A 13562-nucleotide genomic window follows, 5' to 3' on the forward strand; every position below is an offset into this window, starting at 1 on the left:
GGGGGTGGGGCCTTTCTGGGGAGCGGAGGGTAGGGGTACGGGGGACTCGTGGGGTTACTGGGGAGGTGCGGGGAGTGGGGGCGGGCCGGGGCTGGGTCACGCTCGCCCGCGCTTGCGGGGTGCCGCTGCGCCCACCCGTGCCGCCCCAGCGGCACGATTGCCCGCAGCGGCGGCTGCAGCGGCGGTAGATTTCGGGGTGGGTGACAGCGACTCCCCAGGGGCGCGGGGAACTGCGCGACCAGCCACGACGGCCCGCAGACGAACGACGGGCCCAGCGGCGGTAGATTTCGGGGTGGGTGACAGCGACTCCCCAGGGGCGCGGGGAACTGCGCGACCAGCCACGACGGCCCGCAGACGAACGACGGCCGCAGCTACGTCAGCGTGCTGATCACTCGGGATGCTGCCTCAGTTACGGCGGCTCGGCCTGCCGACCACACGCTCACCGCGTCCGAACCGGGGAGTGCGGAGGGAAGGGCGGCGGCCATCGCGTCGAGGTACGCCCTGCGGAGTTCCGCGTTGACGTTGATCTTGGCCACGCCGCGGGTGAGGGCGGCGCGGAGCTGCGGTTCGGGGACGCCGCTGGCGCCGTGGAGGACCAGGGGGACGGGGACGGCGGAGTGGATCGCGGAGAGGCGGTCCAGGTCCAGGCGTACCGGCTCGGCGGTGAAGCCGTGGACGTTGCCGATCGCCACCGCCAGGGCGTCGACCCCGGTCGCCGCCACGAACTCGGCAGCCTGGGACGGGTCCGTCATCGCCGCCGCGCTCGCCGTCGCGCCCGTCGAGACGTCCTCGTCGCCCGCCAGGGCGCCCAGCTCGGCCTCCACCCAGGCACCGTGGTCACGGGCCCGGCGGACGGCCTCGACGGTCAGGGCGATGTTCTCGGCGAAGGGGAGATCGGAGCCGTCGACCATGACCGAGGTGTAGCCGGCCTTCAGACAGGCGGTGATCTCGTCGAGGTCGCGGCTGTGGTCCAGGTGGACGCCGATGCGGGCGGAGGAGCCGGCCGCCGCGTCGAGGGCCAGGCGCATGAGCGGTTCGCGGCCGGCGTGTTTGAAGGGGCTCGAACCGGCCTGGATCAGGACCGGGTGGCCGGGGTTCGCCTCCGCCGCGGCGACGATGCCCTGCACCGTCTCCAGGTTGTAGGCGACGAAGCCGGGCAGGGCACGCCCGTTCTCGTAAGCCGTGGTCAGGGCTTTGAGGCCGTCGGGGCCGGTCAGCAGCATCGGGCGGCGCTCCTCAGCAGGGTGAGTGCGTCGGCGAGGGCGTCGTCGCCGCCGACGTTCCCCGCGAACACGATGTAGGGGATGCCGGCGGCCGGGCCGTCGGCGGGCTGCCACAGCGAGACGATGCCGGGCAGCAGGGTGCCCCGGGCCCAGGCGCGGCGGATCTCCAGGCCGTGGGTGGCGGTGTCGCTGGAGGTGATGCCGCCCTTGGCGATGACGAAGGCGGGGCGGCGCGCCGCGGTGATCAGACGGACCGTTTCCACCAGCGCGGCCGAGACGCTGCGGGAGATCGCGAGGCTCTCGTCCGGGTCGGCCGCGGTGACGACCGTGCGGGTGGTGCGCACGACGGTGTCGGCCGTGGCCATGGTGGTCGCGGCGGCGTCGGCGATCTCGCGGATGTGCGCGTCCCGGCGGGCGGGGTCGAGGAGCAGGCTGACGTCGAGTTCGTGTTCCGCGATGTCCGTCGTGGTCGCGCGCAGGCGGTTCAGTTGGCGGGTCGTGAGGCCCACGTGTGAGCCGACCACGATCAGGCCGTGCGGGGCGGGGGCGCGCAGGGGGGCGAGTTCGGAGACCGTGAGCGGGGGGTGGGCCGGCTGGCCGGCGCGGGCGCGGACGAAGGAGGGGCCCACCCGGTGGAGGAGCCGGGTGCCCGTCTCCTCCGCCTCGGCCAGGGCGAGGGCCAGGACCCGCAGGTCGTCGTCGCGGACGGCGTCGACGACCGCGGTGGCGCCGTCGCGGAGGCCGCGGAGCAGACCGGCGACGTGAGCGGGGCCGCCGGTGCGCAGGTCGGTGAGGGTGATGCGGAGGACCTTGTCGGCGGGGACGCGGCCCTTCGTCTTCTCCTCCACCCAGTCGGGCAGGGCGGAGGATGTGTAGCCGAAGGTGGCGTCGCGCGCGAACTCGCTCTCGCCGACCGGCAGGAGACCCTCAGGGGTGCGCATCCAGTGGACCGAGTCGACCGTGAGCCGGCCCGCCTCGATGTACGCCGGGACGAGGACGACTCCGTCGGGGGCGGCGCCGGTCGCCGTGAGTTCCTCGGCGAGGACGTCCGTCTCCAGGGGGAAGTGGCCGCGGAGGGTGGAGTCGCCCCGGGAGGCGATGACGTACGGGATGCTCTCGGCCTGTGAGGCCTCGTGCAGGGCGCGGGCGATCTCGCGGTTGCGGGCGGCGGCGTCCTGGGGGGAGAGGCTGCGGGTGTTGGTGAGGACGAAGAAGGCGGGGCTGTTCTGGCGCAGGGCCCAGCGGAGGTCGTCGACCGCCCAGGTGGTGAGGACCGGGATGTCCTTGACGGTCTGGGTGCCGGTGGGGTCGTCGTCGAGGACGGCGAGGCGGGGGGCCGTGCTGAGGCGGGCGGCCACCTCGGAGGGGGCGACGGCCCTCGCTGGTGGGATATGTGCCAGTATTTCGGGCTCGGGGAGGGCATGACGGGGTAGGGACATGGCGGTTCCTGGGATGGGGTCGGCTGCGAGCTGAGCGCTACTGCTGCTTCAGCACGTGGGTGCGGTAGTCCGTCGCCGTCTGGTGCATGTGGGCGTTCATCGCCTCGCGCGCCTTGTCCGGGTCGCCGGATTCCAGGGCGCGCAGGACCTGCTCGTGGTGGGCGATGGCGTTGACGCGGATCTGGGGGACGGCGGAGGTCTCGCGGCGGCCCTCGGCGAGGAGTGCGCCGAAGGGCTCGAAGAGGAGAGGGACGAAGAGGTTGCCCGTCGCCCGCATCACGGTGGCGTGGAAGTCGATGTCGGCCTGCACGAACTTCTCGGTGTCGGCCTCCTCGGCGGCCTCCCGCATGGTGGCGAGATGCTCGCGCAGCTCCGCGAGATGGGTCTCGTCGCGGCGGAGTGCGGCCAGTTCCGTGGCGCCGTTCTCGATCAGACGGCGGGCCTCGATCAGGCGCTCGGACAGGGAGGTGTGGGAGGCGTGGGACGCGGCGCGCACCACCGGCTCGAGCGCCGTCCAGCGGTCCGGTGCGTTCACATAGGTGCCGCGGCCGCGGACGACCCGTACGACGTTCTGCGCGCGCAGCTGTTTCACGGCCTCGCGCACGGTGAGTCGGCTCACGGAAGCCTGCTCGGCGAGCTCGCCCTCCGGGGGGAGGGCGGAGTCCGGCGGGTGGGTGCCGTCGATGATCTCGCTGAGCAGGCGTTCGGCGAGGTCTTCGGAGAGCGACATCGTTGGGCCTCCGGCGGGCGGACGGGTGCGGGTCTGGAGCCACCGTACAGTCGTCGATCCGAGATCTGACGTCAGACATCTGATGTCTCGATGCGGGTAACCATGACACCGGGTCGGGGGTGCGTCAATACCCCTACGGGATTTCTGTCCGGTTACGGCAGGGGATCGCCCGCTGTCGGTCGGCCGTTCAGTCGGCCGTGTTCACCATCGACGCCGCCGCGTACGTCAGGTACTTCCACAGCGTCTCCTCGTGCTCCTCGGAGAGCCCGAGCTCGTCGACCGCGTCCCGCATGTGCTTCAGCCAGGCGTCGTGCGCGGCCCGGTCGACCACGAAGGGCGCGTGGCGCATGCGCAGCCGGGGGTGGCCGCGGTTCTCGCTGTACGTCGTCGGACCGCCCCAGTACTGCATCAGGAAGAGCGCCATACGCTCCTCGGCCGGGCCCAGGTCGTCCTCCGGGTACATGGGCCGCAGGATCGGGTCCTCGGCGACTCCCTCGTAGAAACGGTGGACCAGTCGGCGGAAGGTCTCCTCCCCACCGACCTGCTCGTAGAAGGTCTGCTCCTGAAGCGTGCCGCGCCGAATCTCTTTCACCCCACCATGGTCTCAGACGGGGAGACGGAGGTCTGAGGGCTTAGGACCACGCTCGCCCCGGGGCGGGTTCCGCCGCACAGTGGAGGCATGAGCGGGCACGCGTCCGAGCACGAGCTCGCGGACCTCGCCGCCTCGGCGCGGGCCGCGATGGTGCGTGCCGTCGAGGCGAGCGGGGCCTTCGCCGCCGATCCGCGCTGGCGGGAGGCCTTCGGGGCGGTCCCGCGCCACCTCTTCGTGCCGTACTACTACGTCAGCGGCGTCGGCGGGTTCGAACGGCGCTGGGGCGAGAGCCCCGACCCGCGCACCCGTGAGCGGTGGGTGCGCGGCGCCTACGAGGACACCCCGCTGGCCACCCGGCTGCGCGACGGAGAGCTGCTCTCCTCCAGCAGCCAGCCCTCGCTGATGGCGCTGATGCTGGCCGAGCTGCGGGTCGAGGACGGCGACCGGGTGCTGGAGATCGGGGCGGGGACCGGTTACAACGCGGCGCTGCTGTCGTACCGGCTCGGCGACGACCACGTCACCACCGTCGACCTGGACCCGGAGATCACCGAGTCCGCGCGCCGGCACCTCGCCGCCGCCGGCTACCACCCGACCGTCGTCACCGGGGACGGGGCACGCGGGGTGCCGGAGCGGGCGCCCTTCGACCGGATCGTCGCGACCTGCCGGCTGGCGTCGGTGCCGCGCGCCTGGATCGCCCAGTGCCGGACGGGCGCCCTCATCCTGACCCCGCTGGCCACCGGGCTGGTCGCGCTGACGGTACGGGACCAGGAGCACGCCGAGGGGCGCTTCCTGCACACCCCCGCCTACTTCGTGCCCCTGCGCGGGGGGAGCCTGCCAGAGCCCGAGGCCGTCGCGCTCGGCGGCCTGCCGCGCCGGGCCGGTGAGAGCGACCTGTTCCTCTTCCTGCTGGCCCTCACCCGGGGCACCCTCGACCCCCGGGAGGCGTACGCCCTGTGGGAGCGCGAGGGCATGCCGGACCGGCGGCGCTACGGCATCACGGTCGGCGCGGAGCACGCGTGGGCGTGGCTGGACGAACCGGAGGGGCCGTACGCCTGGCCCCTGCCGAGGGCGTCGGGGGCGCGGCTCGTCGAGCCGTAGAGCCGGGGCCCCCGACCCGGGTCTCAGCCCCGGCGGATCGTGATCGTCGTCCAGGCGCCCACATGGACGCGGTCGCCGTCCTGCAGCGGCACCGGGACGAACGGCTGGATCGGCTCCTCGCCGCCGTTGACGGTCGTACCGTTCGTCGAGTTCTGGTCGACGACCGCCCAGGTGCCGTCCGGCTGCTGGACCAGGACCGCGTGCTGGTGCGAGACGCCCGGGTCCTCCGGCGGCACCGACAGGTCTATGTCGGGGGTCTCGCCGGTGGAGTGCCGGCGGCGGCCGATGGTGACCTGGTTGCCGGTGAGCGTGCGCTGCTGCTCGGGCGAGTACGCGGGCAGGTTGAGCCCCGCGGCCTCCGGACCCGAGCGCTGCATCATCGCCATGAAGTACGCGCGGTCCGGTCCGATGGTCGCCGTCCAGGTCGCCGGCTGCTGCGGGAACGCCGGGCCGGGCGGGGGCGGTGCCTGCGTGGAACCGGGCTGCGGGTAGCCGTAGCCGCCGCCCTGGGGGGCGGAGCCGGGGCCGCCGGGGCCCTGGCTCTGACCGGGGTGCGACGGCGGGGAGATCACCCAGTCGTCGTCGGCGCCGCCGAACGGCCGGCCACCGGGCTGCGGCGGCCGGCCCGTCTCCTGCGGGAAGCCGGGACCGGGGGACTGGAAGGCCTGCGGTATCCCCGGACCACCGGGGCCACCCGGACCGGGCGGCGGCGGGACCGGGCGCGAGGGGTCGGCGCCGAACCCGGAGGGACCACCGGGGCCCCCGGCCGTGCCACCGGGACCGGCGGGACCGGTGGGCTCACGCCGGAAGGGGTCCCCGGCCGGGCCCGAGGGCTCGCGCCCGAAGGGATCGGGGGAGGGCCGGCCACCGGGGCCACCGCCGGGCTCACGTCCGAAGGCGCCGGGGCCACCGGCGGTACCGCCGGGACCGGAGGGGTCACGTCCGAAGGCACCGGGACCGCCCGCCGTACCGCCGGGACCGGACGGCTCACGGCCGAAGGCACCGGGGCCGCCACCGGGCTCACGTCCGAAGGCGTCAGGACCGCCCGCCGTACCACCGGGACCCGACGGCACGTGGCCGAAGGCATTGGGGCCGCCGGGGCCACCGGCAGGACCGCCCGGGCCGGACGGCTCGCGGCCGAACGCGCCCGGACCGCCGGCCGTACCCCCCGGCCCCGGAGGGCGCGGCGGACCCGACGGCTCGCCGCCGAACGGCGGAATCGGTTCGGCGGGACGGTTCACCTGCGACGGCCGGGAGCTCTGGTACTCGAAGGAGTCGCCGCCGCCGAAGGACGGCGGCGGTGCCTGGTAGCGCCCGCCCGGACCCCCCGGGCCCCCCTGGCCTCCCGGACCGCCCGGGCCGGGCGCCGACGGGCGCGGGGCGGCCGGGGTGTACGAGGTCGCCGTGTTGGTCAGGAAGTTCCACCGGCACTCCTCGCAGAACGGCGCGCCGCCCTCACGGGGCGTACGGCACTGCGGGCAGAGTTCCGGCTCGTGGTTCGGCACCGCGGACATCGGCCGTCCACCGGGCGGGCCGGGCTGGGTGTTCTGCGGGGGCGGGAAGCCGTACCCACCGGCGGTGGGCGGGGGCGGCGGGGGCGGAGGTACGGCACCGGCCATGCGGTGACCGCAGACCTCGCACCAGTCGTCGGAACCCGACTGGTGTCCGTTCGGGCAGGTCGGCATGTCGGCGCGTCCCCCTCTCCTTCGGTGACCTAGTGGTTGTCGTACGTCACTTCTTTACACGAACAGTCTTTGTGGACCGGGTCTCGAGAGTCATCTCGTCGGCCTCCGCGACCTTCGCCTTCAGTCGCACAGTACCTGTCGTGGCGTCGACCACGTCCACCACCTTCGCAAGCAGTTTCGCAGTATCGGCGTTGCCCGAGACGCTCGCGAGCTGGACGGCCCGGCCCAGTTTGGCCGTCGCTCCGTCCATGTCGCCCGATTTGCGCAGGTCCAGCCCCTGCTGGATGACCTCCGCCAGTTCGGCCTGACCGGTGTAGTGCGCGACCTGCGGATTGATCGACGTCGAGGCCGCCATGTCGTCGGTCCACACGGCCCGTACGAGCCCCTGCGAGCCGAGGTTCTGGACCGCGCCGCCCGGCTGCGGGACGACCAGCGAGACCCGTGCGGCCAGCATCTCCTGGCCCACGTGAGCGGCCGGGACCTCGACGCACACGTGGTAGTCGCGGGACTCGTCGCCCCAGGAGCCGGTGGGGTAGTCACCCGCGCGCGGACCCGCCTCGGTGCGGCGCTCGGTCAGCTCCTCGACGGTCGGCGCGACCTGCTTGACGAACTTGATGGTGGTGCCCACCGGCGTCCACAGCCGCAGCGCGACGTCCGCGACCTCCTTGCCCATCGCCGTCTCCATCATCTGCGTGAAGTCGGCGGCGAGACCGGTCGGGTCGGCGACGATGTCGGCGGTGCCGAGCAGGGCGGAGGCGATGCCTGTGACTTCTTTCACTTCCCAGTCGGTGCCCACACCGCGGGCGTCACAGGTGAACACGCCGGCGCTGTCGTCGAGCGCGGCCTTGAGGTCGGCCGCCGACTCGTGCTCGTTGCGGCCGTCGGTGAGCAGGATGCCGTGCCGGATGGCGACGTCCGCGGAGGACAGCAGCCGGCCGGCCAGCCGCAGCCAGGTGCCGATCGCGGTGCCGCCGCCCGCGCTGAGCCGGCGCAGGGCCTGCTTGGCCTGCTCGCGGGTGGTGGGGTCGGCGACCGCGAGGCGCCCGCCGCCCGGGTAGACCTCCTTGGCCACGTGCGTCCCGCCGATCACCGCGAAGTGCGTGCCGTCGCGCAGGGTGTCGACGGCGGCGGCCGTGGCGTCACGGGCGTTGCGCATCTTGGTCGCCGGGTAGTCCATCGAGCCGGAACAGTCCACCATGATCGCCACGGCGGCCGACGGGCCCTGGCCGGGCGCGTACAGGTGCGGTGCGGCGGCCGCGGCGCCGACGGTGCCACCGCCGGTCGCGGTCACCGTGACGATCGCGTTGACCTCGCGGCCGCCCTCCGGCAGGTACTCGTTCTGGTAGACGTCCACAGAGAACTGCGGAACGTTCGACTTCGAGAAATTGGCCATGCCTGATCGATCCCCCTCGTGGGTACGGACCGGTCCCCTCCGGTCCGTGGGCGTGTCACCCGTGGATTCCCCGTTTGCGCCCTCAGGCGTTTCCTGCCCCCTGTGGGGGTGCCGGGAACGGCACGACGGCCACTGTTACGTTGTCGTGGCCCCCGCCGTCCAGGGCGTGACCGACGAGGACCTGGGCGCAGTGCAGCGGCCGTACGGCGGCGTCGAGGGGGACGACCTCGGCCATCTCCTCGGCGGCCTCCGCGTAGTTCCACAGGCCGTCGGTGCACACCACCACTACACCCGGACGGTCCGGCTTGAAGGAAGCGGTGTGCGGCTCCAGTTCGTAGGCGTCGGCGCCGAGCCAGCCGGTGATCGCGTGGGCGCGCTCGTCGGCGTACGCCTCCGCCTCGCTCATCAGGCCCGCGGCGACCATCTGCGCGGCCCAGGAGTCGTCCTCGGTGAGCCGGGCCGGGGGCGTGCCGCGGTCGGCCGGGACCCAGTAGACGCGGCTGTCGCCGACCCAGCCGACGACCAGCAGGCCCGAGGTGACGACCGCGCCGACGAGGGTGCAGGCGGGGGAGTTCTGGTGCGGGGCGTGCTCACGGGCCGTGGCGGGCTCGCCGGCCAGCGCGTTGACCGCGTGCGAGGCGGCGACGATCGCCTCGTGCATCGCCTGCTGCGGGTGGGTGCCCTGGGGGAGGGCCGCCATCAGCGACTCGCTCGCCGCCTTCGACGCGGCCATGGAGGCGTCGTCGGGGCGGGTCGCCGAGGAGACGCCGTCGCAGACGATCGCGACGAGCGCGGGGGTGCCGTCGGGCAGCGCGGTGCGGCCGAGGCCGAAGGCGTCCTCGTTGCGATGGTGGCGCAGGCCGCGGTCGCTGACGGCGGCCACCGGGCCCGACTCCAGCTCCATGTGGTCGCGTTCGCGCGGCTGGGCGTGCCCGCAGTTCTCGCAGTACCCGTCGTTGTCGACCCGCCCGGCCCGGCAGGCCACGCAGACCTTGGCGCCCTCGCCCACCGCGACGGCCTCGGCGACCCGCGGGTCGGGTGCCTGCAACGGGTACTCCTCGGGCTCGGAGGGCCGGTCGAACCGCACCCCGGAGACGGGGGAGGACGGTGAACCGGGGAAGCCGGGGGAGTGCACGGGGCCGGACGGCGGGACCGGGGCCGCGGCGGAGCCGGCCGGGACCTGGGCACCGGCAGCGCCCGGCGGGACCGGGGCACCGACGGCGTCCGGCGGGACCGGGACGCCGGCGGGGGCCTGGGCCGGGGGCGTGGCCCAGCCGGCGAGGGCCTCCGGGGGAGCCGGAGCGGCCGCGCCGTTCATCGTGAGGGTCGGGTGGTCCTCCGGGTGGGGCGGTACGACCGACAGGTCGTATCCGCACGCACCGCAGAAGCGGTCACCCGCGTCGAGCGGCTCCGCGCAGCTCGGACACGTCGGCAGGGCGGCCTGCCGGGGCATCTGGGACATCAACTACACCCACGTCCGGGGGCGGTAACGATTGGCACGTTCCACCAGGTCGATCCTCTCCTCACCGCGGGTCGCCAGCCGGGCCAGCGTGCGGTACGAGCGCTCCAGGCCGAACCGGAGCCCCCGTTCGTCGAGTTGGCTGCCGAGCAGCGGCCGCCGGGCGTCCGGGCCGGCGCCCTGGCCACCGGAGAGTATCCAGTCCAGCGCGCAGCCGAGGACTTCCGCGGACAACTGCTCGCGCCGCGTGGGGTCGAGCCCGTACGCGTCCAGCGCCTCGACCTGCTCCGCCGCCGCGGTGAGGTCCTCCTGGAAGGGTACGTCGGCGGCGACCGCCGTCCGCTGCCGCAGCCGCGCCCGTACGGCCGCCACGCGCGCGGCGGTGTAGTGGATGGACGACTCCGGCACCGACTCCAGCGTCCGTACGGCACTACGGCGGTCCCCGGCCGCGAGCTGCACGCGCGCGAGGCCGAACGCGGCGCTCACATAGCTCGGGTCGGTCGACCAGACGAGGCGGTAGTACTCGGCGGCGTTGTCCAGCTGGCCCAGCACCTCCGCGCACAGGCCGAGCGCCAGCTTGGGCGCGGGCTCGCCCGGGAAGGCGTCGTAGATCGCGTCGAAGGCGAGCGCGGCGCCCTCGTGGTCGCCGGTGGCCAGAGAGGCCACGCCTCTGTACCAGACGACCCGCCAGTCGTCGGGCCGTTCGTCCTCCAGGGTGCCGAGGGACTGCAGGGCGGCCTGGTGGTCGCCGTTCTCCAGCCAGGCGCGGACCTGCCGCAGCCGGGTCTCGACGGACGGCGCCGGCGCGGCCGCGAGGGCGGTGATCAGTTCGGCCGGCCCGGAGGTCATCAGACCGGCGAGGAAGCCCGCGTTGGGGTCGGACGGGTCCACGTGCGGGACGGGCAGCGCGAGGCCGGCGGCGGACGCGGGGACGGTCTTCACGAGCTCGCGGGCGACGGCGGCCGGGACGGTGGCGGCGAGGGCGGCCGGAGCCGCGGCGGCGGTGACGGCCCCGCCGGCGGCCGCGGGAGCCGTCGTCGCGGAACTCCCGTTGCTCCGCGGCGAGGTGACGACCCGTGCCCCCAGCCGGGACACCTCCCCGTCCAGCTTCGGGAACAGCTCGCTGTCCGTGACCTTCACCTCGGGCCCGAACAGCGTCGACAGGGCCGGCCGGGCCCGTCCGCTCTGCAGCGAGACGACCTCCCGCAGCACACCCGTGAGCTGTTCCGACATCTCCTGCGCGGAGGCGAACCGGCGGGCCGGGTCGGGGTCGGTGGCGCGGACCAGCAGCCGGTAGAAGGACTCGTACCGGCGGAAGACCTCGATGTTGTCCGGGTCGGGCAGCGAGTCGGCGAAGACGGTCGTGTAGCCCTGGAAGTCGAAGGTCATGACGGCCAGCGTGCGGCCCACCGTGTACAGGTCGGACGCCACCGACGGGCCGACCTCCGCCACCTCCGGCGCCTGGTAGCCGACCGTGCCGTAGATGGCCGACTCGTCGTCGTCCATCCTGCGCACCGCGCCCATGTCGATCAGCTTCAGCTGGTCCTCGGTCTGGATCGCGTTGTCGACCTTGAAGTCGCAGTACAGCAGATTGCGGCTGTGGAGATGGCCGAGCGCCTCCAACGCCTCGATGCCGTACGCGCACGCCTGCTCCACCGGCAGCGGGTCCCGCTTGCCCTCGGCCGTGCGGCGGGCGTTGGCGATCTCCTTGAGGGACTTGCCGCCGACGTACTCCATGACGATGTAGCCGTCGAGCGAGCCGGTCCGCTGGTCGAGGTGCTCGACGAAGTTGTAGATCCGCACGATGTTGGAGTGCTCGATCTCGGCGAGGAAGCGTCGCTCGGAGATGGCCGCGGCCATGGCGTCCTGGTCGCCCGTGTCGAGGAGGCCCTTCAGCACCACCCAGCGGTCCGAGACCGCGCGGTCCACCGCGAGGTAGACCCAGCCCAGACCGCCGTGCGCCAGACAGCCCGCGACCTCGTACTGGCCGTGTACGACGTCGCCGGCCTTGAGCTTCGGGACGAAGGAGTACGGGTTGCCGCACTTGGTGCAGAACCCTTCGGTACGTCCCTCGCGGTCGCCGCGCGAACGGCCCACCGGCGCCCCGCAGTCGGAGCGCGAGCAGAACCGCTTGCGCTCGGGCACCTCGGGGTTCTCGAGCACCATCTCGCGCGGGTCGGGGCGCGGCACCTGCGGCACCGACACCAGGCCGACCCCGAGCCGGGCCCGTCCGGAGGAGCCGGCCGACGAACCGGAGCTGCGCACCGACACCGAGCGGCCCGTCGACTTGCCCGACAGGGAACGCGACAGCCGTCCCGACACCGAGCGGCGCGACTTCGCCGACTGCGACGACGTACGGGAGCTGCGCGCGCTGCGGGAGCTGGGGGCGCTGCCGCCGCTGCCCCGTGTGCCCCCGGTGCCGGGCGAGCCGTCCAGGCTTCCCGCCGCGACGACGGGCGCGAGCCCGCATGTGTCGCAGTACAGTTCACCGCCGCCGACGTCCTCGTACGATCCCTCGCAGTCCGGCCGCTGACACGTCTGCCCTGCCTGACTCATGGCTCCCGCTCCCCCCTGTGGTCCTGAGGCCCGCCCTGGTCCGGCACGCGCGGGGCGGACAGCAGTTCGGCGGCCGCGTGCTGGTAGCGCAGGACCGCCTGTTCGGCGACACGCAGATCGCAGGGCGCGCTCCACAGCATGCGGCGCGCCATGTCGTAGCGCTCGATGAGGAACGGGTCCTCGGCGAGGCCGTGCCGGGCGACCTTCGCCTTGTACGCGTCGAGGCGGCCGCGCAGCTCCGCGCGGACCGCCAGCGGCGCGGTGACCGCGGTCAGCGACTCGCGGGCGCGCAGCAGTTCGTCCTCGGCCTTCTGCTCCAGGGACTCCAGGAGCGGGGACAGCCGGTGCCACTGCGCGTGTCTGCGGTACTCGGCGGCCGTCGCCAGCTGCTCCTGCAGCGCGGTCGGCGGGCCGCTGACCACCGGCACCTCCGTCGCGGCGATCTTCGCGAGCACTTCCCCGCGCGCGGTGCGCGCCTCGGCGAGCGTGCGGTCGGCGCGGCTGAGGACGTCCCGCAGCTTCACCAGCCGCTGCTCGGCGTCCTGCCGGACCGTCAGCACGGCGTCGATCTCCCGCCGTACGTCCTCCAGCGCGCGTGCCTCACGGTCGTACACCGTGGTGTCCGGGCGGCCGCCGCCGGGCGCCGAACTGCCCTGCGTGGGCACCCAGTACGCCAGCGGGTCCGACACCACCTCCTCGCGCAGTCGGGTCAGCGTGTGCGTGATCCGCTCCAGGTCGTCGCCCGCCGGGTGCTCGCCCGGGCGTACGCCCACGGAGTGCGCGAGCCGGCGGGTGCGCTGGAGCTCCGCGGCCAGTAAATCGATCCGCGCGGGCAGCGCCGACCACACCGCGTCGGCGGCGACGACCATGTCCAGCGACGAGGCGTACAGCTCGTTCATCCGGTCGACGAGGGTGGTGAGGGAGAAGCTCTGGCTGAGCTTGCTCGTGCCGAGCAGGGTGGGGGCGTTCGCCGTGGCGGTGGCCGAGCCGGCGACCGTGACGGACTCGCCGCGCAGCAGCTCCGTCAGCTCCAGCAGGTCCTCGCGGCTGGACCAGCGGCGCCGCGAGCGGATCTCACGCGCGGAGCGCAACGCGTCCGTGTACGCGTCGAAGTACGCCCACAGCAGGGTGATCGACGCCTCCGCGGACGTCCAGCGCTCCTTGGTGACACCGGTCAGCCGGGCGCCTTCCAGAAGCCTGCGGCCCGCGTGGTCCTGCAGGGCGAGGAGCGAGGTCTCGATCGCCTCGTGCTCCGCGCCGAGCCGCGCCAGCGCACGGTCGACCTCGTCCCGGTCCATCACCGGCCCGGGGGGTCCCGTGACGCCCATCGATCACCTCTCCGCTTCTGTGTCGGTCGTTGGTTCGGTACGTCGCCTGCCTGTCGGTC

At 73.9% G+C, this 13562-nt stretch carries 10 protein-coding genes; 1 reads left to right on the plus strand and 9 read right to left on the minus strand.

All coding sequences use genetic code 11. From position 1 onward, the window contains the following. Window positions 1-371: 371 nt before the first annotated feature. The 4 genes from ACIRF9_RS01805 to ACIRF9_RS01820 form a co-directional block, all read right to left on the minus strand. Complete coding sequence (locus ACIRF9_RS01805; RefSeq protein WP_403814729.1) at window positions 372-1223, minus strand: class II fructose-bisphosphate aldolase; 852 nt, start codon at window positions 1221-1223, stop codon at window positions 372-374. Then, on the minus strand, window positions 1214-2662 hold the full coding sequence (locus tag ACIRF9_RS01810; protein WP_403814732.1) for a four-carbon acid sugar kinase family protein: 1449 nt from the start codon (window positions 2660-2662) through the stop codon (window positions 1214-1216). Before ACIRF9_RS01810 ends, ACIRF9_RS01805 begins: the two co-directional genes overlap by 10 nt. Window positions 2663-2699: 37 nt before the next feature. Next, window positions 2700-3392: a FadR/GntR family transcriptional regulator gene (locus ACIRF9_RS01815; RefSeq protein WP_403814735.1), complete on the minus strand. Its 693-nt coding sequence runs from the start codon at window positions 3390-3392 to the stop codon at window positions 2700-2702. Between the two features lie 187 nt (window positions 3393-3579). Beyond that, window positions 3580-3984 (minus strand): globin, encoded by a 405-nt coding sequence (locus ACIRF9_RS01820; protein ID WP_403814737.1) that lies wholly within the window; start codon window positions 3982-3984, stop codon window positions 3580-3582. Between the two features lie 87 nt (window positions 3985-4071). Between ACIRF9_RS01820 and ACIRF9_RS01825 the strand changes: the two genes are divergently transcribed. After that, on the plus strand, window positions 4072-5082 hold the full coding sequence (locus ACIRF9_RS01825) for a methyltransferase domain-containing protein (RefSeq protein WP_403814740.1): 1011 nt from the start codon (window positions 4072-4074) through the stop codon (window positions 5080-5082). Window positions 5083-5105: 23 nt separating this feature from the next. Here ACIRF9_RS01825 and ACIRF9_RS01830 read toward each other — a convergent pair whose 3' ends face one another. The 5 genes from ACIRF9_RS01830 to ACIRF9_RS01850 form a co-directional block, all read right to left on the minus strand. Then, window positions 5106-6767, minus strand: a complete 1662-nt coding sequence (locus tag ACIRF9_RS01830; protein ID WP_403814743.1) for an FHA domain-containing protein — start codon at window positions 6765-6767, stop codon at window positions 5106-5108. 46 nt (window positions 6768-6813) lie between these two features. Further along, a complete protein-coding gene (locus ACIRF9_RS01835; RefSeq protein WP_403814746.1) occupies window positions 6814-8160 on the minus strand; it encodes a VWA domain-containing protein in 1347 nt (448 codons plus the stop codon). Window positions 8161-8242: 82 nt separating this feature from the next. Then, window positions 8243-9622, minus strand: a complete 1380-nt coding sequence (locus ACIRF9_RS01840) for a protein phosphatase 2C domain-containing protein (protein WP_403814749.1) — start codon at window positions 9620-9622, stop codon at window positions 8243-8245. Window positions 9623-9625: 3 nt separating this feature from the next. Beyond that, on the minus strand, window positions 9626-12175 hold the full coding sequence (locus ACIRF9_RS01845; protein WP_403814752.1) for a tetratricopeptide repeat protein: 2550 nt from the start codon (window positions 12173-12175) through the stop codon (window positions 9626-9628). Next, window positions 12172-13503 carry a hypothetical protein gene (locus ACIRF9_RS01850; RefSeq protein ID WP_403814755.1) on the minus strand — a complete coding sequence of 444 codons (1332 nt, stop codon included), beginning with the start codon at window positions 13501-13503 and terminating at the stop codon, window positions 12172-12174. Before ACIRF9_RS01850 ends, ACIRF9_RS01845 begins: the two co-directional genes overlap by 4 nt. Between the last annotated feature and the right edge of the window lie 59 nt (window positions 13504-13562).

This window comes from Streptomyces sp. NPDC096132 (genome assembly GCF_044763345.1).
In the GTDB taxonomy this organism is placed as follows: Bacteria; Actinomycetota; Actinomycetes; order Streptomycetales; family Streptomycetaceae; genus Streptomyces.